The organism is Aliiglaciecola sp., from assembly GCF_039982535.1.
GTDB lineage: Bacteria > Pseudomonadota > Gammaproteobacteria > Enterobacterales > Alteromonadaceae > Aliiglaciecola.
Map to the genome: position 1 here is coordinate 358,392 of NZ_JBDWYG010000038.1, position 17,711 is coordinate 376,102.

21 protein-coding genes and 1 tRNA gene are annotated in these 17,711 nt (G+C 41.0%); 14 read left to right on the forward strand and 8 right to left on the reverse strand.

The genetic code is table 11. From position 1 onward, the window contains the following. Positions 1–36 precede the first annotated feature (36 nt). Positions 37–501: a tRNA (uridine(34)/cytosine(34)/5-carboxymethylaminomethyluridine(34)-2'-O)-methyltransferase TrmL gene (gene trmL, locus ABJV04_RS10795; RefSeq protein ID WP_348491524.1), complete on the forward strand. Its 465-nt coding sequence runs from the start codon at positions 37–39 to the stop codon at positions 499–501. A gap of 16 nt (positions 502–517) precedes the next feature. Here trmL and gpsA read toward each other — a convergent pair whose 3' ends face one another. Genes gpsA through ABJV04_RS10815 form a run of 4 tightly spaced genes read right to left on the reverse strand, consistent with a single transcriptional unit; the run spans position 518 to position 2,770 of the window. After that, on the reverse strand, positions 518–1,531 hold the full coding sequence (gpsA, locus tag ABJV04_RS10800) for an NAD(P)H-dependent glycerol-3-phosphate dehydrogenase (protein WP_348491525.1): 1,014 nt from the start codon (positions 1,529–1,531) through the stop codon (positions 518–520). 8 nt (positions 1,532–1,539) lie between these two features. Beyond that, positions 1,540–2,043, reverse strand: a complete 504-nt coding sequence (gene secB, locus ABJV04_RS10805; RefSeq protein WP_348491526.1) for a protein-export chaperone SecB — start codon at positions 2,041–2,043, stop codon at positions 1,540–1,542. Positions 2,044–2,068: 25 nt separating this feature from the next. After that, entirely contained in the window at positions 2,069–2,326 is a 258-nt protein-coding gene (gene grxC / locus ABJV04_RS10810) for a glutaredoxin 3 (protein WP_348491527.1), read from the reverse strand. A gap of 18 nt (positions 2,327–2,344) precedes the next feature. Then, the gene (locus ABJV04_RS10815) at positions 2,345–2,770 is read right to left on the reverse strand and encodes a rhodanese-like domain-containing protein (protein ID WP_348491528.1); all 426 of its coding nucleotides are present in this window, start codon (positions 2,768–2,770) and stop codon (positions 2,345–2,347) included. 250 nt (positions 2,771–3,020) lie between these two features. Here ABJV04_RS10815 and gpmM point away from each other — a divergent pair, with 250 nt between their 5' ends. The 7 genes from gpmM to ABJV04_RS10850 all read left to right on the forward strand — a co-directional run bounded on the left by gpmM (position 3,021) and on the right by ABJV04_RS10850 (position 9,189). Continuing rightward, on the forward strand, positions 3,021–4,556 hold the full coding sequence (gene gpmM / locus ABJV04_RS10820) for a 2,3-bisphosphoglycerate-independent phosphoglycerate mutase (protein ID WP_348491529.1): 1,536 nt from the start codon (positions 3,021–3,023) through the stop codon (positions 4,554–4,556). 30 nt (positions 4,557–4,586) lie between these two features. Beyond that, positions 4,587–5,732, forward strand: coding sequence for a peptidoglycan DD-metalloendopeptidase family protein (locus ABJV04_RS10825; RefSeq protein ID WP_348491530.1), 1,146 nt, complete (start codon positions 4,587–4,589; stop codon positions 5,730–5,732). A 37-nt stretch (positions 5,733–5,769) separates the two neighbouring features. Continuing rightward, positions 5,770–6,564 (forward strand): divergent polysaccharide deacetylase family protein, encoded by a 795-nt coding sequence (locus ABJV04_RS10830; protein WP_348491531.1) that lies wholly within the window; start codon positions 5,770–5,772, stop codon positions 6,562–6,564. Between the two features lie 27 nt (positions 6,565–6,591). Further along, positions 6,592–7,530, forward strand: coding sequence for a DUF808 domain-containing protein (locus ABJV04_RS10835; protein ID WP_348491532.1), 939 nt, complete (start codon positions 6,592–6,594; stop codon positions 7,528–7,530). A 167-nt stretch (positions 7,531–7,697) separates the two neighbouring features. After that, positions 7,698–8,036: a VOC family protein gene (locus tag ABJV04_RS10840; RefSeq protein ID WP_348491533.1), complete on the forward strand. Its 339-nt coding sequence runs from the start codon at positions 7,698–7,700 to the stop codon at positions 8,034–8,036. Next, positions 8,033–8,434: a hypothetical protein gene (locus ABJV04_RS10845; protein WP_348491534.1), complete on the forward strand. Its 402-nt coding sequence runs from the start codon at positions 8,033–8,035 to the stop codon at positions 8,432–8,434. Before ABJV04_RS10840 ends, ABJV04_RS10845 begins: the two co-directional genes overlap by 4 nt. 350 nt (positions 8,435–8,784) lie before the next feature. Next, positions 8,785–9,189, forward strand: a complete 405-nt coding sequence (locus ABJV04_RS10850) for a MerC domain-containing protein (protein ID WP_348491535.1) — start codon at positions 8,785–8,787, stop codon at positions 9,187–9,189. On the opposite strand, the gene ABJV04_RS10855 is transcribed toward ABJV04_RS10850, so the two are convergent. From ABJV04_RS10855 to rsgA, 4 genes are all read right to left on the reverse strand, one after another. Further along, positions 9,179–9,883 (reverse strand): glycerophosphodiester phosphodiesterase family protein, encoded by a 705-nt coding sequence (locus tag ABJV04_RS10855; RefSeq protein WP_348491536.1) that lies wholly within the window; start codon positions 9,881–9,883, stop codon positions 9,179–9,181. The two genes, ABJV04_RS10850 and ABJV04_RS10855, sit on opposite strands and share 11 nt — an antisense overlap. A 35-nt stretch (positions 9,884–9,918) precedes the next feature. Then, entirely contained in the window at positions 9,919–10,785 is an 867-nt protein-coding gene (locus ABJV04_RS10860) for a DMT family transporter (RefSeq protein ID WP_348491537.1), read from the reverse strand. Positions 10,786–10,790: 5 nt separating this feature from the next. Continuing rightward, positions 10,791–11,651 carry an archaetidylserine decarboxylase gene (asd, locus tag ABJV04_RS10865; RefSeq protein WP_348491538.1) on the reverse strand — a complete coding sequence of 287 codons (861 nt, stop codon included), beginning with the start codon at positions 11,649–11,651 and terminating at the stop codon, positions 10,791–10,793. 157 nt (positions 11,652–11,808) lie between these two features. Continuing rightward, positions 11,809–12,840 carry a small ribosomal subunit biogenesis GTPase RsgA gene (rsgA, locus tag ABJV04_RS10870; protein ID WP_348491539.1) on the reverse strand — a complete coding sequence of 344 codons (1,032 nt, stop codon included), beginning with the start codon at positions 12,838–12,840 and terminating at the stop codon, positions 11,809–11,811. Positions 12,841–13,031: 191 nt separating this feature from the next. On the opposite strand from rsgA, the gene orn reads away from it, so the two are divergent. From orn to ilvN, 6 genes are all read left to right on the forward strand, one after another. Then, complete coding sequence (gene orn / locus ABJV04_RS10875; RefSeq protein WP_348491540.1) at positions 13,032–13,577, forward strand: oligoribonuclease; 546 nt, start codon at positions 13,032–13,034, stop codon at positions 13,575–13,577. A gap of 155 nt (positions 13,578–13,732) precedes the next feature. Next, positions 13,733–13,808 (forward strand) — tRNA-Gly (locus ABJV04_RS10880). Between the two features lie 209 nt (positions 13,809–14,017). Continuing rightward, the gene (locus ABJV04_RS10885) at positions 14,018–14,506 is read left to right on the forward strand and encodes a DUF4442 domain-containing protein (RefSeq protein ID WP_348491541.1); all 489 of its coding nucleotides are present in this window, start codon (positions 14,018–14,020) and stop codon (positions 14,504–14,506) included. Positions 14,507–14,877: 371 nt separating this feature from the next. Then, positions 14,878–15,255 (forward strand): DUF413 domain-containing protein, encoded by a 378-nt coding sequence (locus tag ABJV04_RS10890; protein WP_348491542.1) that lies wholly within the window; start codon positions 14,878–14,880, stop codon positions 15,253–15,255. Between the two features lie 196 nt (positions 15,256–15,451). Further along, positions 15,452–17,170 carry an acetolactate synthase 3 large subunit gene (locus ABJV04_RS10895; protein ID WP_348491543.1) on the forward strand — a complete coding sequence of 573 codons (1,719 nt, stop codon included), beginning with the start codon at positions 15,452–15,454 and terminating at the stop codon, positions 17,168–17,170. Further along, positions 17,170–17,667: an acetolactate synthase small subunit gene (gene ilvN, locus ABJV04_RS10900; RefSeq protein WP_348491544.1), complete on the forward strand. Its 498-nt coding sequence runs from the start codon at positions 17,170–17,172 to the stop codon at positions 17,665–17,667. The genes ABJV04_RS10895 and ilvN overlap by 1 nt, the downstream gene beginning before the upstream one ends. Positions 17,668–17,711: the final 44 nt, after the last annotated feature.

The window sequence follows — 17,711 nt, forward strand, 5'->3', positions numbered from 1 at the left end:
CACTTAGGGCACTATTTTTTCGACCTTAGATTACCTATGCTTAGTATTGTTTTATATCAACCTGAAATCCCTCCCAACACCGGAAATATCATTCGTTTGTGTGCCAATACCGGTTATGAACTGCATCTGATAGAGCCATTGGGTTTTGATTGGGATGATAAGAAAGTACGTCGAGCTGGATTAGATTATCATGAGTTTGCCCAGGTGAAACGCCATGCAGATTTGGAAACCTACATGCAGTCAGAAAATCCTCAAAGAGTATTTGCCTGTACGACTAAGGGTACTAAAAACTTTGCTGAAGCTGATTTTAAAAAAGGTGATGCTTTGTTATTTGGCCCCGAAACGCGAGGTTTACCGGATGAGGTTATTCAAGGGTTGCCAGCGGAACAACGCTTAAGAATTCCGATGTTAGCTAAAAGTAGAAGTATGAACTTATCCAATGCGGTTTCGGTATTTGTGTATGAGTCTTGGCGTCAACTGGGTTTTGAAGGGGCGGTTTAAACGAAGGTTAGGTTGACTAACCTTCTACTGTTGGCTCTCGACCTAATAAAGTGAGGGCCGCATGTTTAGCCGGTTTACCTTGATATAGCACTTGATAAATCTGCTCGGTAATGGGCATTTCAACCGCTAGTTTATCGGCTAAAATTTTAACTTCCTCGGCATTTCGATAACCTTCTACAACTTGACCAATACTATCAATTGCATCTTGTACCGATTTCCCAGTACCTAAAGCTAGGCCAAAACGTCTGTTTCGTGATTGGTTATCGGTGCAGGTAAGTACAAGATCTCCCAATCCTGCCATGCCCATGAACGTTTCAGGCTTGGCACCCATTTTTAGACCTAGACGAGTGAGTTCGGCAAGACCTCGGGTAATAAGTGCAGTTCGTGCGTTAGCGCCAAACCCAAGACCATCAGACAAGCCTGCACCAATGGCAATGACATTTTTAACTGCGCCACCCAATTGCACACCAATAAAGTCGGGGTTTTTATAAACCCTAAAACTTTTGGAACAATGCAGTTTTGCACTAAATTCTTCAGCGAGTTGTTCATCTGTAGACGACAATGAAATTGCCGTAGGTAAGCCCGCCACCATTTCTTTGGCGAATGTGGGCCCAGAAAGCACTGCTAATGGTATGTCATGTCCTAAAATTTCCTCTGCCACTTCTTGAAGTAATCGCCCCGTTTTTGGTTCTAAGCCTTTGGTAGCCCAGATCAAACGATGGTCATTGCTTATAAAAGGTTTTATTGCAGTTAGAGTTTGCGCAAAAGCGTGACTAGGCACAACGACTAGAATATCTTGGCTTTTGCCAATAGCCGAAGCAAGCTCCAAAGTAATTTCCAACGCATCGGGAAATGTCGCATCAGGGAGGTATCGTTGGTTGCATCGAGAGGATTGCATTTGTTGCATTTGAGCGGTGTCTCTACCCCACAAATACGTCTTTATGGCATTACGTGCGAGACAAAATGCGAGAGCGGTGCCATACGACCCCGCCCCCAATACTGTCACACTTTGCTTATTTAGCATTGTCATTACAATGATTAAGCGTCAAGTTTTTGTGCTTGACCTTGTTGTTCTTGAGCACGCTTTTGCATATATGCAGCAAAAATCGCGTCAAAATTAACCGGAGCAAGGTTCAATGGAGGGAAAGTACCTCGGTTAACCAAATTAGAAATGGTTTCTCTTGCATAAGGGAACAATGTATTCGGGCAGAATGAACCTAAAGTATGTGCTTTGTTCGCTTCAGGCATATCACCAATCATGAAGATACCTGCTTGCTGTACTTCACAAAGGAAAGCAGTTTCTTCGCCTAAGCTAGCCGTAACGGTAACCGATAAAACAACTTCATAAAGATTGGTTTCTAGTTCAACTGTTTTAGTATCTAAATCCAGTTTGATTTCAGGTTTCCACTCTTTTTTGAAAATCGCTGGAGAATTCGGAGTTTCAAAAGAAATGTCTTTTGTAAAAACACGTTGAATTGCAAATTGTGCATTTTGTTGAGGAGCTTGCTCAGCAGCCGGGTTAGCTTGATTATCATCTGCCATGTTAAATTTTCCTTAGTTTACTGCGTTATACGCTAAGTAGATTGTCTAGTTTATTTTGTGACTCAAGTGCAAACATATCGTCACAACCACCTATATGATGGTCATCAATAAAAATTTGTGGAACGGTATAACCGCCATTCGCTCGGGTAATCATGGTGTCACGAAGATCTGGGTTTTGATCAATTCGATATTCATCGAATGCAACGCCTTTTTCTTCTAGTAATGCCTTTGCTCTATGGCAATAAGGGCAATAACCTTTGGTATAAAGTTCAACTTTACTCATTGTTAGCCTTAAATCAGTTTATTTTGAAACCGGCAGATTTGCGCTCTGCCACGAGTTCATTCCACCTTTTAGCACTGTGGCATGACTAAAACCGGCTTTCAACAATGCTGATGCTGTCTTTTTAGCTGTCATACCCATGGCACATACTACAATAATGGGTTTGTCTTTATATTTTTCAAGGGCTCCGAAATCAGCGTTATTAAGTTGTTCTGATTTAATTTGTTTGGCCCCTAAAATATGGCCTTTATTGAACTCGGCAGCTGGGCGAGTATCTAACACTACAGCATCTTGTCGATTCATCAGAATTGTTGCTTCGTGGGTGCTAAGTTCTTTGACTGGAGATAAGGCTCCTGCCACATAGCTATATAAAATTAACACTACTAGTGCTACCCAACCAGCAGACAAAAAAGGATGGTTTCCAACAAACTCAATAATTTGATCCATTACTACTTCGGCCCCTTGGCGTAGAAAAAAGAGTGCAAAGTATATAGAAAATCTTTGCAGAAACCAGTCCTTGCTAGGTGGAATCTGCAATTCAGCTATAACTTAACTCATAAATACACTTTAAGTGATGATGTTCACAGGATAAACTGTTGCTAATCTATCCCTAAGAATGTGTTCAGAACCCATTAAAATTCGATAGATAACGTTATTCTTTCTATTTATTTTGTCAAAAATTATACAGGAGCAACCTATGCCCAACGCGAAAAAGACGCTAGCACTGCTTATATTGGATGGATGGGGACATCGCGAAGATACTGATAAGAACGCCATTGCTAACGCCAATACGCCGGTATTAGATAAGTTGGTGCAGGAGTATCCCAATACATTTATCTCTGGATCTGGCCTAGACGTTGGTTTACCTCCTGGACAGATGGGTAATTCAGAAGTTGGCCATGTTAATTTAGGTGCAGGTCGCGTGGTGTATCAGGAATTTACGCGAATTAGTAAAGCCATTGAAGACAACGAATTTGAGAGTAATCAGGTTTTGGCTTCTTGTGTTGAGAATGCGGTAAATAATGACAAAGCTGTGCATATTATGGGGCTCTTATCACCAGGTGGCGTACATAGTCATGAAGACCATTTATTTGCCATGGTGAAAATGGCAGTTCATAAAGGTGCTAAAAAAGTATATTTACACTGTTTTCTAGATGGTAGAGATACAGCGCCAAAGAGTGCAAAAGAGTCACTAGAAAAAGCAGATGAGCTATTTAAAACCCTAGGCGTGGGTAAAACGGCAAGCCTAGTTGGTCGTTATTATGCCATGGATAGAGATGAGCGCTGGGATCGCGTTCAAGCTGCTTATGACCTTATTTCCCAGGGCAAAAGTGAGTATCAGTATGATTCAGCAGTAGAAGCACTTGAAGCATCTTATGAGCGTGATGAAAAAGACGAGTTTGTTAAGCCTACAAGTATTGGTGAGGCCGTTAAAGTTGAAGACGGCGATTCACTCGTTTTCATGAATTTTAGAGCGGATAGAGCAAGAGAGATTACCCGAGCATTTGTTGAGTCAGAGTTTACTGGTTTTGAGCGTGAATATTGCCCTAAAGATTTAAACTTTGTGATGTTAACTCAGTATGCTGACTCCATTGATGCACCTTCAGCTTACCCACCAGAGCCTTTAGTAAATGTAATGGGTGATTGGTTAGCGCAACATCATAAAACTCAGTTGCGTATTTCTGAAACAGAAAAATATGCACATGTTACGTTTTTCTATAGCGGTGGCCGTGAAGATGAATATGAAGGCGAAGAGCGCATTTTAATCCCTTCTCCTAAAGTGGCAACCTACGATTTGCAGCCAGAAATGAATTCAAAGTTGCTAACCGACAAGCTGGTTGAAGCTATTGAGTCCGGTAAATACGATGCCATCATTTGTAACTATCCAAATGGTGATATGGTTGGACACACAGGTGTCTATGAAGCTGCGGTAAAAGCTGTTGAAGCTGTTGATGCTTGTATTGGTCGAGTTACTGAAGCTCTCAAGAAGGTCGGTGGCGAGTGTCTAATTACCGCTGACCATGGCAACGCTGAACAAATGGTCAATGTAAAAACAGGCCAAGCCCATACGGCTCACACTAGCGAGTTGGTGCCCTTTATTTACGTAGGCCGAGACGCGGATGTTCGTTCTGGCGGTACCTTGAGTGATGTAGCGCCTACCATGTTACATTTAATGGGTATGGAGCAGCCAAAAGAAATGACAGGTAAACCCATAGTGACTCTGAAAAATTGATATTTCAATTAACTCTGTGCTCAATTTAAGATGATTGCTTTTCGAAATATACACCAATCCCTGCGCTTAGCAGTGATTGGTATTTCGTTGACTGTGGGTATTTGCGCCCTTGCAAGTGCTCAGCAATCTGAAGAGTTAAAAGATATACAGGCGCAAATAAAGCAAAAGCAGCAGCAAATCGAAAAGCAACTTGCCGAGGCAAAGCAACTACAACAGCAACTAAAAGCAGCCGAACTGAATATCGCTCAAACAGTTAAAAATATAGAAAGTACCCGCCAGGAATTAACTAGCAATCAGCGTCAACGCAAAGAACTAGTTGGTCAGCAAACATCGTTAAAAACCCAAGTAAAGCAACAGCAACAAGCCTTAGCAAATCAACTGAAAAGTATGTATATGGTTGGCGAGAATGATTTCGCAAAGATGTTATTTAATCTCGAAGATGCGTCTAAAATGGAGCGATCTTTGAGTTACTATCGTTATTTAACCGAAGCGAGAAAAAAGCAAATTGATGCGTTTCGGAATTTAGTAATTGAGCTGCGAGAAGTATCAGAACAGCTTTTAAACAAGCAGCACCAATTAGAAGTGTTAGAAAAAGAACAAACTCAGCAGCACATCCAGCTAGAACAGCAGCAAGACTTGCGGCAAATTACGTTAAGTAAAATTGAAAAACAAATTGATTCTGAAGCAGCGAAAATAGAACAACTGCAAATTAACGAACAAGCTTTATTAAAAGCAATTGAAGAAGCTGAACGAAATGCCAAACAAGGTCCAGTCAAATTAACTGGATTAGCCAGCCTTAAAGGTAAGTTAAATTTACCCACTCAAGGCAAGATGCGGAATATGTTTGGTCGCATCAGACAAGGGCAAATACGTTGGAAAGGGGTTTTGTTCAATGGTAATACGGGCGCGCCAGTAAGAGCGGTGCATGCAGGAAGAGTGTTATATGCTGATTGGCTTCGCGGTTTTGGCCTTGTGACAGTATTAAACCATGGTGATGGTTATATGAGTTTATATGGTCATAACCAAGCGTTACTTAAAAAAGTTGGAGACACTGTACAAAGCGGTGAAACAATTGCCTTAGTCGGTCAAAGTGGTGGCCAAAGTAGTCCTAACTTATATTTTGAAATTCGTCACAAGGGCACGCCAATTAACCCTAGTCAGTGGCTCAAAAAATAACATCCTTTAAAAAGCAGTAAATAAAGAATTATAAAAAGTGAATTATATTACCAAGCCCTTAGGTCAATTTATTTTATTCGTGTTGCTGAATATTGCCGCTGCGCCAGCGCTTGCAGGGGAAATAGCACTGATAATAGATGACATGGGGAATACTGAGCGTGATGCAGCAGCTTTCCTCTTACCTAAAGAAGTGGCATTTTCAATACTGCCACTAACCCATTTATCTGAAAAGTACTCTCATAAAGCCGCCATTCAAAACAGAGATGTTATGTTGCACATCCCTATGGAATCTTTAGCAGGAAAGCGCCTTGGGCCTGGAGCCCTTACTGCCGAAATGTCGGCGGAGTCTATTCGTCAAACTCTTCAACAGGCACTAGCAACAGTGCCCGATGCAATTGGTGTAAATAACCATATGGGAAGCAAATTGACACAATTAACCGTGCCTATGAATGCCACTATGGAATTTCTAGCTAAGCATCAATTATTTTTTGTCGACAGTAGAACGACGCGATACAGTAAAGCTTTTAAAATAGCGCAACAAAATGGTGTGCTAAGTGCGCGTCGAAATGTTTTTTTAGATAACGATGATCAGCCGAAAGAAATTGATGTTCAGTTTCAACGATTAATTCAATTATCAAAAAAGTACGGTTATGCCGTTGGTATTGCTCACCCTTATCCACAAACCATCGCTTATTTAGAAAAAAAATTGCCATCTCTTGGTGAACAAGACGTACAACTTGTCACCATTAGTGAGTTTTTGCACACTCAACAATTAGCTGTTAATCAACAGGTAAATGTTGCGCCACAACAAGTTTCAGTTGAACTTGAATAACCACAAAGCAGATAACAAGGAATAACTATGGCTGCTTCTAATTTACTCGCTTTAATCGACGACATTGCCACTATTCTTGATGACGTTGCTGTTCTTTCGAAAGTTGCAGCGAAAAAAACTGCAGGGGTGCTAGGAGATGATCTTGCCCTAAATGCTGAGCAAGTGTCCGGTGTCAAAGCTGAACGTGAACTGCCGGTTGTGTGGGCTGTCGCGAAAGGCTCGTTCCTCAACAAACTTATTTTAGTGCCGGCGGCTTTGGCAATTAGTGCTTTTTTCCCCGTGCTGATTACTGTTTTGATGGTTATCGGAGGCTTATATTTAAGTTTTGAGGGGTTTGAAAAGGTATTTCATAAATTTTTCCATTCAAAACAAGAATTAGACGCTGAGCATGCGCAAAAACTAAAAGCGCTAGCTGACCCCAATGTGGATCTTGTTGCGCTGGAAAAAGATAAAATTAAAGGCGCTATTCGAACTGACTTTATTCTTTCTGCAGAAATTATTGTGATTGTATTGGGCACCGTAAAAGATGAAATTTTCATGACTCAGTTTGCCGTAGTCTCTGGATTAGCGTTGCTTATTACAGTTGGTGTTTATGGATTAGTGGCTGGCATTGTAAAACTAGATGACTTAGGTTTGTATTTACTTAGAAAATCGTTAAGTGGAAGTTTCGACACTGTTCAGCGTACATTAGGTAGATGGTTATTAATGTTTGCCCCAATGCTGATGAAAACCCTTGCCATTGTAGGTACCGCTGCCATGTTTTTAGTTGGTGGTGGGATATTAGTGCATAGTATCCCCGCTATACATCATGTTGTTCATGACATTGTAGCTTGGCTTGAAACTCTATTAGGCAGTATGAGTCAAAGCTTCACACCTATTTTACTTGAGGGATTAACTGGTGTATTGGCTGGTGGAGTAGTGATGCTACTCGTTACATTTGCAACTAAGCTAAAAAAGTCAGTATAGAAGTACCTAATAGTCGATTCACTTGTTTACCTTGTAAATATTCGCGTGTTTTTTGTTTTACGTATATGGATAGTGTAAACGGGGCGACTATACTGAATTTTAGATTAAAGCTTATGACAGCACTGTTGTAAGCATAAATCCCTTAGTTACCAATGAGGTGCTTTATTATGGAATTAGGACAGTTTTCAGTTAGCCTAACAGTAAAAGACATAGCCAAGTCACAGACATTTTATCACATGCTTGGTTTCGAAACCCATGAAGGATGCGGAAGCATTAAAGACAAATGGCTGATATTACAAAAAGACACTACGGTCATCGGCTTATTTGAAGGTATGTTCGAAGAGAACATTCTTACTTTCAACCCCACAGATGTGCGCGCAATTGAAGCCCATATTCGCAGAAGTGGTTACCCCATCGCAACCGAAAGCCAAGGGGAATCTGGTCCAACTCATTGCATCGTAAAAGACCCTGATGGCAATGTCATTATGTTCGATCAACACCAATGAGTACTAGCCAATTAACGTGTTGGAAATGTGGCCACAACCTAACTGACGTTATCTTCCCCATGTCTCGCCGAGAAGAGTGTGCTAACTGCAGTGCTGATCAGCATGTGTGCAAAATGTGTAAAGATTATGATGGTCGTGGGGGATGCAATGAACCTAGAGCCGAACAAGTCAGTGATCCCGAAAAGGCCAACTTTTGTGACTACTTTTCAGCTTCTGGTGAAACCTTTAAAGTGAATCATGAAGATAAAGCACAAAGGGCGAAAGCGCAATTGGCAGCTTTATTTGGTGATGAACCAGAGGACGATGCCAATACAAAATCAACCACAGAAAGTGCAGAACAACCGTTAACGCCAGCCCAAATCGCAGAACAAAAATTACGTGATTTATTAGGCGATTAACCCATCCTCGGAAATAAATTCCATGGCCTAAAGGCCATGCTACAGCCCCGTGGTTAGTTCAAACATTTCATGGTCTAAAGGCCATGCTACAGCCCCGTGGTTGGTGCAGATATTCCATGGCCCAAAGGTCATGCTACAAGCCCCGCGGTTAATGCAGACATTTTACGGCCTAAAGGCCATGCTACAAATAAAACCCATAAAAAAAATTAATAACGGTTGCATTTCTGGAGAAATGTTATACTATAACGTCCCGATTTTACTAGGGTAGAGATAAATATGGGATCTTTATACCTTAATTGAAGTTCAACACCGAACTGAATTTCCATATGAACAGAGGATTAATTAGCGTCATGGCAACATCTGAAAATAAATCAGTAATGGATAGAGTAGGGATCTGGACGTCCAGTATCTGTGCTTTGCATTGTTTGCTGTTGCCTATTCTAATCCCTCTAATACCTTTTATTGGCGCGAGCTTTTTTGCGCAGGATTGGTTTGAAAAAACGATTCTTACCTTATCGATGATTATCGGTTTTTGGGCTCTTCTTTTTGGTTTTTATCGTTATCACAGACAATTGTATCCAATTTATAGCCTGCTTTTAGGTGGATTGATTTATTGGAATAAAGATATGTTCGGTGAAGCTTATGAACCTTTCACTATTGGTTTAGGAGCATTGCTCATTGTTGCAGCTCATGTTGCCAATATTCGTCTATGTAAAAGTTGTCACACCTGTCACGATTGTGAGTCTAGTCACTAGCTACATCCGTTAGGGCTAGCCGTGCATTGAGTGGATTATTGCAAAACACAGCGTCCACTCCCCATGATTTTAATCGAAGTAAATCTTCTGGCTGGTCTACGGTATAAACACCCATTTTAAGCCCTCTTTGTTTTGCATCGTAAACAAAATTCTTATCCACAAAGGTCACATCTGCATTTATAAACTCAGCTTGCAAATCTTCAGCGAAGCGAGCGTAATCAAGGGGTTTATTGGCTGTTAAAGCACCTATTCTAGCATTTGCAGAAATAGTTTTGATGGCCTTCAATAAGTGATGATCAAATGAAGAATACAAAATATGGGTACTTGGAATAGACAAGGTTTTGCAAGCATCCTGTACGTACCTCAGCAGTAGTGGAACATCTCTCACGCCTTTCAATTCAATGTTTATTTGGCAGGATGGACCAACACATTGCAGGGCTTCAAACAGAGTGGGCACGGTTTCACCGGCTCCTGCATCGAGCTTTCTAATTTGTTCGAGGAGTAATGAGTCTATGTTACCAATGCCATTGGTAGTTCGGTGCAGCCAACGGTCATGGATTAATATGAATTCATTTTGATGCTGAAATACATCAAATTCAATGCCATCAGCTTGCTGGGATATTGCCGTTCTGAGGGCTAATAGAGTGTTTTCCGGTGCTAGTGCGCTGGCACCTCGATGGGCATATATAAACACGTTAAATCCATTAATCGCCAGCCCTATAAAAAAGACTATTTGCGATGCAGTTTTTGGGCGTTTACAGTTTCGTAGATCGCTGCCGAAATTACCAGAGCACCACCAAGAAAAGTTTGCCAATTAGGTTTTTCATCGAGCACGATAATAGCTAGAATTACGCCATAAAATGGCTGCATACAAGCCACTAGTGCAAAGGTTTTGACACGTAAATGTTTCAAGCTGGTGGCAATTAAAGCATGGGGAAGGGCAGTCAAAAAGATACCTAGCACCACTAACCACATGTAAGTTTCATTGCTGGCTGTGAAAAAATCGTCTGATACAAAAAACAATAAACTTACTAGAATCACTAACGTCTGATAAGCCATAGCATGGGAGCCAGAGTAGTGAGAAAAATATTTTCGATGGCATAGGTTTCTAAGTGCATAAAGTACAGCAGAGAGCATGCCAATTAAAATTCCTAAAGTTACGTCATTCTGCAGTGAAATTTCAGGAACAATCAGGAAAATCCCTATAAATACCACGATTGCACTGACTACATCCTGCCAAACTAAGCGAATTCCTTCAAAGAAGGGTTCTAATAACACCGCTATAACGGGGAAGGTAAAAAGGGCAATCATGCCGACGGATACCGAGGAATATTGCATTGCTGCAAAATAGGTAACCCAGTGGGCTGACATTAACAAACCTAAAGCCAAAGCAACCCAGTAGTCTTTAAGATTATTCAGTCGTAAGCTGCTACCAGAGAGCTTAACTATTAAGCCTAGTACGATACAAGCAACCACCGAGCGGCCAAATGTAATATCTGTGGCCGAAAGGGGAATTATTTTAGACATGAGTGCCGTAGCACCTAACAAGATTACGGTTATGTGCAAAGACCATAGACTTCGTTTAACTGGGTGCATATATCTTAGTCTTTCAGGGTGGCGAAAATTTCACCTAGTCGTGTTGTGTCACCGCTAGATTGACCATTGAATTCGACCATCTCAGGTTCAAAACAAGCAACGATAGTAGAGCCCAGTTTAAATAGGCCCATTTCTTCGCCTTTGGCTAAGGTAATGGTGTTTTCACTATCTTTGGGGTAACGCCAATGTTGCACGTTTTGACCAGGAGGTGGAGTGACAGTGCCAGCCCAAACGGTTTCAATGCTAGCAACGATAGTGGCACCCACTAGGACAATTGCAAACTTACCGTGATTAGACTCAAATATACAAACTACACGTTCGTTACGAGCAAACAATCCAGGGACGTTTTGCGTGGTAAGGGGGTTAACCGAAAACAACTCTCCAGGTACGTAAATCATATCTGTTAAAACGCCATCCATAGGCATATGGATACGATGGTAGTCTTTGGGAGATAAATAAATAGTAGCGAACTTGCCGCCTTGAAAAGGTGCTGCAATATCAGGGTTTCCACCTAATAGTGTGGTTAAGCTGTAATTGTGGCCTTTGGCTTGAAATATAGTATCAAAATCAATGTCACCTAATTGACTAACTGTGCCGTCGACGGACATGGCTAACTGGTTAGGATCTTCACAAATTGGTCGTAAACCCTCTTTTAATTCGCGGGTAAAGAATTCGTTGAATGTGCGGTAATGATCAGGCTCAGGAAATTTCGCCTCGGACATATCAACGTTAAATTGTTTAATAAATAATTTTATCAATGCTGTGGTTAGCCCACCTGCCTCAGCGGATGCCAACTTACCTACAAGTCTGGAAACCAAATGTTTAGGCAATATGTATTGTAACTTTATTTTGAACCAATTGATCAAGACCGGAGCCTCCGTAATTTCGACCAACTAATTGTATCGTATATTATTATTATAGTCTGATAATGAGTCGGTCTAACTCATGCCATTTTGATGTGGAGAAGAAAAAAGCCCCATTTTTAGGGGCTTTGCAGGCAATTGTGGAAACAAATGATTACATTTAATTTGGAATTGCGCGGTTTGGCCGATTGTCTTCCATAGATGATAAAATTTTATGGTAGCTTTCATAGCGCTGCATTGCTATTTCACCATCTAAAGCTGCTTGTTTAATGATGCAGCCCGGATCATCCAGATGTTTACAGTCTCGAAATTTGCATCCGCCAATGTAATCTCTGAATTCAATAAAGCCAGAAGTGACCTTTTCTACGGGAAGATGCCAAAGAGCGAACTCGCGCACACCAGGTGAATCGATAAGGTCACCACCGCCAGGAAAGTGTAACATTTTAGCTGCAGTGGTCGTATGTTGGCCTAAACCCGAGTTATCTGAAATGTCACCAATCGCTTCATCTGCATCCGGCAGTAATTGATTGACAATACTCGACTTGCCTACCCCTGATTGACCCACAAACACACTAATTTTATCTGTCAGAATCCCTTTAAGTTGGTCAATACCTTCGCCAGTTTTGCAACTGGTCAGTAGCACTTGATAACCAATGACTCTGTATATTTGCAGTTCTTTTTCCACTCTAGAGCGCTCGTCTGCATCTAACATTTCAATTTTATTTAACAACAAAATGGGTTGAATCTGAACATCTTCCGAGGCGACTAAATACCGATCAATAATATTTAACGATAGGGCAGGCAAAACCGAACTGACAATGATAATTTGATCTATGTTGGCAGCAATAGGTTTCACCCCATCATAAAAATCGGGTCGAGTGAGAACCGACATCCGGTCGTGGACCAATTCGATTATGCCATTCACGCCCTCATTGGCATCTTTGCCAGGGCGAAACTCAACCTTGTCTCCGCATACTACGCTGCCCGCAGTGCGGCGCATGTGACATTTGGTAACTTCCCCTGACGCATCTTGCACGTCAGCATGTTTCCCAAAACGTCCAATAACCCGTCCTTGACGGCTATCGGCTAATTGTTCATCGTTTTGATAAGACTCTTTGGTAGAGAGCCTTTTTTGGCGATTTGTAGAGACTTGACGCTTTTGCTTTTTAGTTAACTTTGGTTTTTTTGCCACGTTTACTTTACTTAATTTGGCTCGTTAGACTCATACATGTTAACGTCAGCGGATAAATTTTGATAATATTTTATTTGGCTTATGTGTTCCATAAACCAATTTCCACCATCTAAGGTGGGTGAACTTGATAGTATGCAGGCGCCCTGCAGTCGAAACAGAAAATGAGTAAACCCCTACATAAGGTTTGTATTATGCCCTCAAATAACGAAAATTTGGTTTGGATAGATTTAGAAATGACCGGTCTTGAACCTGATACCGATGTCATTTTAGAAATAGCCACTATTGTGACCGATAAAAACCTTAATGTGTTGGCAGAAGGGCCGGTTTTGGCGATTCATCAATCCGATGAAATACTCGATAATATGAGTGAGTGGTGTATTGATGTGCATGGCAAATCAGGGTTAACGGATCGCTGTAGAGCCAGTTCAATCGATGAAAATGAGGCCGTAAAACAGACAATTGCCTTCTTACAACAATATGTACCCAGTGGCGTGTCACCATTATGCGGTAATACTATCGGCCAAGATCGCCGCTTCTTGGTGAAATATATGCCTGCCTTGGAAAATTACTTTCACTATCGCAGTATCGATGTAAGTACTTTAAAAGAACTGATTAAACGCTGGAAACCTGAAGTTTTAGATGGATTGCAAAAAAAGGGAACTCATCAAGCCCTAGATGATATTAGGGAGTCTATTGAAGAATTAGTTTATTACCGCAAACATGTGCTCAAAATATAAGCGTTATGTTTGTTTTTCAGCTGAAAAACACAAATTAACTAAATTTATTTAAAATAACACTTGATTCGTTAAATTATTTTTGTACAATGCGCTCCCGGTTTAGGATGAACCGGAAACAAAACGGCAATAACGGAAATGCCAACCACCACCAAAATGCGGGAATAGCTCAGTTGGTAGAGCACGACCTTGCCAAGGTCGGGGTCGCGAGTTCGAGTCTCGTTTCCCGCTCCAATCTCTAAATAAATCATTAAATCAAAACAACGCGTCAACGACTAGCATGTCGAACTTCTCTATGTAATTTGATTGCAGTACTGGCTCATCTCGATTTGACATAAATCCAAGCAAAAAGCGCACAAAAATAGCGGTAATGGGTTTTAACCTTGATACTCGTTTAGAAATGCCTCACACTTCGTGGTCATACCAGTAAAGAGGGGCTAGATATGGCCGTTAAAAATCCATTACGTCAGTTTGTTGATAAAGTAAATCAATATCCTGAGTGGTTGAGTCGATTCCTAATGACTTCAGTGTTTCGTCATAAAGTGAAGTTGGCCGGCACTGCCAAAGTCGAAATCTTGCGTACTGACGGTAAGTCAGTGACATTTCTGCAAAAGAATAGACGTAAAGTTCAAAATCACATTGGCACTGTACATGCTGCAGCCATGGCTTTGTTAGCTGAGTCTGCTAGCGGGTTTATCGTTGGCATAAACTTACCTGGTGACAAACTTCCGCTAATTAAAACCATGAACCTGAATTACGTTAAACGTTGCCAAGGTGACATAACCGTTGAAGCATCGTTAAGCGAAGAGCAGATTGCATTGATGCAACAAGAACCTAAAGGTGAAGTGAATGTGAAGGTGACTATCACTGACGGTGTGGGCATTGTTCCTTTGGAGGCTGAAATGATTTGGGCATGGGTGCCGAAACACTAATTTTGAGGTTTTGCCGAGGATGGTAACAGCTTGCTGAACCTCTCTTGTCGGTGTCGTCATTATGTTTACTTAATAGCGCTCAAACTGGAGCGCTCTTTCTACAGATCAAAAATCTGTTTAGAGCCGTAATTTGGCCTAAATTATGCTAGATATTTTCTTATTTTACCCTTCCTGAAGCCATGCGTGTCGTGGATTGGCGACAATTTTCCCAGATCACCAAATTGTCATAAAATATTTGTTGACACTACTCCGTTTTGGTTTTATTTATCCACTTGTACTGACGTACTCAATTGGGTTTTTACTTCAACACATTCACTCAATTGGAATCCACTTCTTTAAGTTAATTATTTTTGTTTTTTGGGATGTCCATTATGGCAATTATTACAAGAGATTCTTTAGTAAAGCGCGTATTCAGTGACGTGAAAAATTATCCTTATGGTTTTTCACGTTCTGGAGACTTTTCGATTAATGAGAGCAAAGCGTTGAGTCAATATGGTGCATTATACGCGGCGCTTGTCGATGGTGTTATTTCTCCCGAAACACAAGAAGATCAACACTTCGTTGAATCTGCTTTTGGGAAGGTAGAACCTGAAACTGTTTCTGAACGAGCTTGGTTAAAATATCAAAAACGGATTAATCGACCTAAATTGGGCAGTATCTACGGTAATAAGCCTTCTCACCTTAATGATGACGAAGAAGATGCCACAATTAATGATGATGAAGCCTTAGAAGTAGATATAGATTCCTAGAAGAGTGTAAATTAAATGTAAATCCATCCTATTTTTGGGTAATAAACACTCATTAATAGGATGATTATCCTAAAATAATGGTATATTGGGATATATATCTCACTTTATGCCGTTATGCTGTTTTATCTTCCTAATCTGTCACGTATAGTCCGTATAAATCTAACAGTCACTTATTAATTACACAGGAGGATGTCTGGTGGAAATGATGTCAGGTGCAGCTATGGTAGTTCGCGCCCTTAAAGATTCTGGAGTTACTCATGTTTTCGGTTACCCTGGTGGTGCCGTTCTCGACATTTATGATGCTTTATATGCACAAGATGATGTCAAGCATGTACTCGTCCGCCACGAACAGGCTGCTGCCCATATGGCTGACGGTTATGCTCGGTCTACAGGCAAAACAGGTACAGTCCTCGTAACTTCAGGTCCTGGAGCAACCAATACTATTACAGGTATTGCTACTGCTTACATGGATTCAATTCCTATGGTGGTATTGTCCGGTCAGGTACCGTCAATGCACATCGGTGAAGACGCATTCCAAGAAACAGACATGGTGGGTTGTTCTCGACCTATCGTTAAGCATAGTTTTTTAGTTAAACGTGCTGAGGATATTCCCAAGGCTATTGCTAAAGCGTATTACATTGCTAATACGGGTCGTCCTGGACCTGTGGTAGTTGATTTACCAAAAGATTTGGTGAACGTGCTTGAGTCTCATCCATACGAATATCCATCCGATGTGACTATGCGCTCATACAACCCTACGTTAAAAGGCCACAGTAAGCAGATTAGAAAAACTGTTGATACCTTAGTAAATGCTAAAAGACCAGTGCTTTACGTGGGCGGCGGTGCAATTACTTCTGAAGCGTCAGAATTAATTACTGAGTTAGCTGAGAAACTAAATGCTCCTGTTACCACCACATTAATGGGCTTAGGCGCCTTCTCAAGCGTTCATGAGCAGTTTGTTGGTATGTTAGGTATGCATGGCACACTTGAAGCCAATAAAACCATGCACAATGCCGATTGTATTTTTGCCTTAGGGGCGAGATTCGATGATCGGGTAACTAACAATGTAGAAAAATTCTGCCCCCATGCAACCATTATTCATGTTGATATCGATCCTGCATCAATTTCAAAAACCGTTGCTGTCCACATTCCGGTTGTGGGTTCTGTAGATAAAGTGGTTGAGCAAGTGTTAAGTCAAATAAATAAAAAGGACTTAGCCGAGCAAAAACAAAAGCTTGCAGATTGGTGGAGCCAAATTAATTCATGGCGTGACCGTAAGTGTTTAAGTTATCAAAAAAATGATGATGTGATTAAACCTCAGCAGGTTATTGAAGCTTTGTATAAACATACAAACGGTGATGCTTATGTAAGTTCAGATGTTGGCCAACACCAAATGTTTGCCGCTTTGTATTACCCCTTCGCTAAACCTAGAAGATGGATCAACTCTGGTGGTCTTGGCACTATGGGCTTCGGATTACCTGCTGCCATGGGCGTTCAGATGGCGAATCCAGAAGCGGTATCCGTAGTGGTTACCGGTGATGGTAGTATTCAAATGAATATCCAAGAGTTATCTACTTGCTTGCAATATAACTTGCCAGTGAAAATTATCTCTCTAAATAACCGTGCGTTAGGAATGGTTAGACAATGGCAGGATATGATTTATAAAGGCCGACACTCTCATTCTTATATGGATTCAATGCCAGACTTCGTGAAATTGGCTGAAGCCTATGGCCATGTTGGCATTAAAGTTAATCACCCATCAGAGTTGGATGAGGCAATGGCTAAGTGTTTTGCCTTAAAAGACCGATTAGTGTTTATGGATATCGCCATAGACCAAAATGAACATGTATACCCCATGCAAATAAAATACGGTGCAATGGACGAAATGAGATTAAGTAAAACGGAGCGTACCTGATGAGAAGAATTATCTCTGTATTGATGGAAAACGAACCAGGTTCATTATCACGCATTGTCGGTGTGTTTTCTCAACGTGGTTATAATGTTGACTCACTATGTGTAGCACCTACTACCGACTCAAGCTTATCGCGCTTAACCATAGTTACTCATGGTGATGATAAAGTGATTGAGCAAATAACCAAACAGGTGAATAAGTTAATTGATGTACTCAAAGTGACTGACTTAACTGACGGCACCCACGTTGAACGTGAGCTAATGTTAATTAAAGTGGCTGCGAAAACCGATTTGGTGCGTTCTGAAGTGAATAGAACCGTTGATATTTTTAGAGCGCAAATAGTCGATATTGATGCTAAAAATTATACGATTCAAGTGACAGGAACAAGCGATAAATTGGATGCATTTGCACAAGCCATGTGGGCTCAGACTGAAGTTATTGAGTCTTCAAGAACTGGTGTTTGTGGTTTGGCTCGTGGTGAAAAATCACTTAGAGTTTAGTTAATAAATACATTGCAGTTGGGGTGCTCGCCCCACTGCAGTTT

Bases quoted from the DNA above. Each gene is read 5' to 3' on its own strand.
- trmL (WP_348491524.1), top strand. From the start codon at position 37: ATGCTTAGTATTGTTTTATATCAACCTGAAATCCCTCCCAACACCGGA.
- gpsA (WP_348491525.1), bottom strand. From the start codon at position 1,531: ATGACAATGCTAAATAAGCAAAGTGTGACAGTATTGGGGGCGGGGTCG.
- secB (WP_348491526.1), bottom strand. From the start codon at position 2,043: ATGGCAGATGATAATCAAGCTAACCCGGCTGCTGAGCAAGCTCCTCAA.
- grxC (WP_348491527.1), bottom strand. From the start codon at position 2,326: ATGAGTAAAGTTGAACTTTATACCAAAGGTTATTGCCCTTATTGCCAT.
- ABJV04_RS10815 (WP_348491528.1), bottom strand. From the start codon at position 2,770: ATGGATCAAATTATTGAGTTTGTTGGAAACCATCCTTTTTTGTCTGCT.
- gpmM (WP_348491529.1), top strand. From the start codon at position 3,021: ATGCCCAACGCGAAAAAGACGCTAGCACTGCTTATATTGGATGGATGG.
- ABJV04_RS10825 (WP_348491530.1), top strand. From the start codon at position 4,587: ATGATTGCTTTTCGAAATATACACCAATCCCTGCGCTTAGCAGTGATT.
- ABJV04_RS10835 (WP_348491532.1), top strand. From the start codon at position 6,592: ATGGCTGCTTCTAATTTACTCGCTTTAATCGACGACATTGCCACTATT.
- ABJV04_RS10840 (WP_348491533.1), top strand. From the start codon at position 7,698: ATGGAATTAGGACAGTTTTCAGTTAGCCTAACAGTAAAAGACATAGCC.
- ABJV04_RS10845 (WP_348491534.1), top strand. From the start codon at position 8,033: ATGAGTACTAGCCAATTAACGTGTTGGAAATGTGGCCACAACCTAACT.
- ABJV04_RS10850 (WP_348491535.1), top strand. From the start codon at position 8,785: ATGGCAACATCTGAAAATAAATCAGTAATGGATAGAGTAGGGATCTGG.
- ABJV04_RS10860 (WP_348491537.1), bottom strand. From the start codon at position 10,785: ATGCACCCAGTTAAACGAAGTCTATGGTCTTTGCACATAACCGTAATC.
- orn (WP_348491540.1), top strand. From the start codon at position 13,032: ATGCCCTCAAATAACGAAAATTTGGTTTGGATAGATTTAGAAATGACC.
- ABJV04_RS10885 (WP_348491541.1), top strand. From the start codon at position 14,018: ATGGCCGTTAAAAATCCATTACGTCAGTTTGTTGATAAAGTAAATCAA.
- ABJV04_RS10890 (WP_348491542.1), top strand. From the start codon at position 14,878: ATGGCAATTATTACAAGAGATTCTTTAGTAAAGCGCGTATTCAGTGAC.
- ilvN (WP_348491544.1), top strand. From the start codon at position 17,170: ATGAGAAGAATTATCTCTGTATTGATGGAAAACGAACCAGGTTCATTA.